The organism is Achromobacter sp. Marseille-Q0513, from assembly GCF_018195695.1.
Classification (GTDB): domain Bacteria; phylum Pseudomonadota; class Gammaproteobacteria; order Burkholderiales; family Burkholderiaceae_B; genus Achromobacter.
Map to the genome: position 1 here is coordinate 1 of NZ_JAGTJY010000341.1, position 2,307 is coordinate 2,307.

The window sequence follows — 2,307 nt, forward strand, 5'->3', positions numbered from 1 at the left end:
CCTGCTGCGGCGCCATGTCGACCATGACCGGGGAAATCTGCAGCGTGGCGGCGCCCGCCGGACCCGTCGGGCCCAGCAGGACCGCCACCACCGCCAGCACTGCAAGCATGGCTGTGCGCACGGTGGCGGCTCCTCAGAAATAGACGGTGGCGGTGACGGTGGAGCTGTAGGTATCGGGCGCCGGCGTGGCCTGGGCCGGCACCGAGCCGTTGACGGTCAGCGTCTGTGCGGCTCCGGTGCCCGTGCCGCTCACGCGCGCGGCCACCGTGGAATCGCCCCAGACCGTACTCAGGTCGGCCTTGTACAGCTGGTAGGCCACGGACGCGGTGGTGTTGACCGTGCCGAACATGTGCCGGCTGGCCTCGGTATTGCCCGTGCCGGTGCCCGCGTTCAGGCCGACCGTATAGGGCGTGGTGTTGGTGCAGGTGACGGTCAGCGTCGAGGTGGACGTCACCGCCGTGCTCAGCACGCCCTGGGGGGCGAATGCCAGGTTATTGGCGGCGATGGTGCAATTGGCCTGGATGACGATGGTGACGTTGAAGTTCGCCGTGCTCTGGCCCGCAGCCAGGCTTGATCCGCATGCCAGGAAGCAGGACAGGGGAAATGCGGCCGAGCGATAGATCAGGCGTTTCATGAGCGCTACTCCACGAAATACTGCTGAATCAACCTACCCGCAATTGATGCATGTCATGTCAATTTTGAAATTTGACGAAACATGCAGCTATTTTCCATTCTCCTTGGTTTTCTTCAAGATATTTTCGATATTTTTCCTGTCATTTTTCTATTTTCCCTTTGAAAGCCGTATCAAGACGTGGCAATGAAACTTGTTGTAATTCAGGGATTTGGCCGCTTTCTAAAAAAAGGGACTGAATAAAGAAACAAAATACCGCCTGAATCCCAGCATTTTTCAGTGCTCTTATATACGAACTTTTTCGAATATTGACAGTATTAAGTGCGGCAACGACCGAACGTGACCAAGGGGTCTCAAAAACCCTCTCACCCGCCGCATGACGCGGCTATCCGGCATGCGATCGCCGTTGCCCCGACCGTGTGCGGGCTCAGAATGTGATGGTCGCCGTGACGGTATCGCTATAGCTGCCCGGCCTCGGCGTGGCCTGCGCCGGCACCCGGCCATATACCGTATGGTTCTGCACAGCGCCCGACCCCACGCCGGCCTTGGGCGATCCGCCGCTCGCGTCGCCCCATATGACCGCATAATCTCCCGCCTGATAAAGCTGGTAGCTGACCGTGTCTGCTGCGGTCGAGTGCTTCATCTTGCGCGCCAGGACATTGCCGCCCACGGCACCGCCATTCAGCGCCAGCGAATAGGCGTTGTTGTTGGTGCATTGCACGCTGATCTGGCTGCTGCCCGGCACCGCGGTCGTCAACAGGCCCTGGGCCGGAAACACCAGGTTGGTGGCGGAAATGGTGCAGTTCTTCTGCACCAGCGCCTTGACCGTGAGCGGAATGTTCAAGGTCGCGCCCGGAAAGGACAACGGACAATTGATGGCGTCGGGAAAAAACAGTCCCGTGTCCACATCCACCCTGGCGCTGGTGCCGCTGTAGATCTCCAGGTATTGCGTATCGGCATTGCCCACCGTCGATACCGAGATCTGCCCGCCGGGCAGCTTGGCAAAAATGGGCACCGATATCGAGCCGCTGCCAAAGACATTGATCACCTGGGACGTGGGCGGCGAGGTCGTCGCGTCGCCCCATACATTGGAGTACCCGGAGTCGGTATACAAGTTGTAGTTCATGCGGTAGGCGCCGTTTCCCATCGCGCGCCCGGCGATCGATGGGCTGGTATTGCCGGTTTCCAAGCTGATGCATATCCGGGTCGCCAGAAACAGCCCCGAGCAGGTCACCTTGATCAGCCCGCCATTGTTGAGCGTGTTGGCGGGCAGCAGGGGATTGACCACGCCAAAGTCGATGGTGGTCGAACTGCCCGTCAGATTGCAGGTCTGCGCCTGCGCCGCGCCGGCCCAGCCCAGCGCGATGACGACCAACGCGATGGCACGTTTCATTGTTTACCCTCCGTCAGGGGTTGGCAGACGAACGGCCCCAGCGTGGGCAACTGCCGTCCAGCCTCGGTTTCATACGCGAATTGCGCGCGGCAGGATGCGCCCTTGCCCTGCACCGTCAGGTGGTTCAGCGCCTGCAAGTCCTCGACAAAGGTCATGCCGTCGTAGCCCACCACGCCCCGCTTGCCGCTCTCGGCGTGCAGCACCGCCGCCCCCGGCGACAGGAACTTGCCGTCCGGCGTCTTCAGGATCACCGTGGCCGCCACATAGCGCTCCAGCTGGAAGT

At 61.1% G+C, this 2,307-nt stretch carries 3 protein-coding genes; all 3 read right to left on the reverse strand.

Going from position 1 to position 2,307, the window contains the following annotated elements; all coding sequences use genetic code 11:
* Positions 1-133 precede the first annotated feature (133 nt).
* Entirely contained in the window at positions 134-634 is a 501-nt protein-coding gene (locus KDH83_RS30405) for a spore coat U domain-containing protein (protein WP_212322696.1), read from the reverse strand.
* 424 nt (positions 635-1,058) lie between these two features.
* The gene (locus tag KDH83_RS30410) at positions 1,059-2,024 is read right to left on the reverse strand and encodes a spore coat U domain-containing protein (protein ID WP_212322698.1); all 966 of its coding nucleotides are present in this window, start codon (positions 2,022-2,024) and stop codon (positions 1,059-1,061) included.
* Positions 2,021-2,307 (reverse strand): FimD/PapC C-terminal domain-containing protein (locus KDH83_RS30415; RefSeq protein WP_283093860.1); only part of this gene is annotated, 287 nt, incomplete at its 5' end. The genes KDH83_RS30410 and KDH83_RS30415, both read right to left, overlap by 4 nt.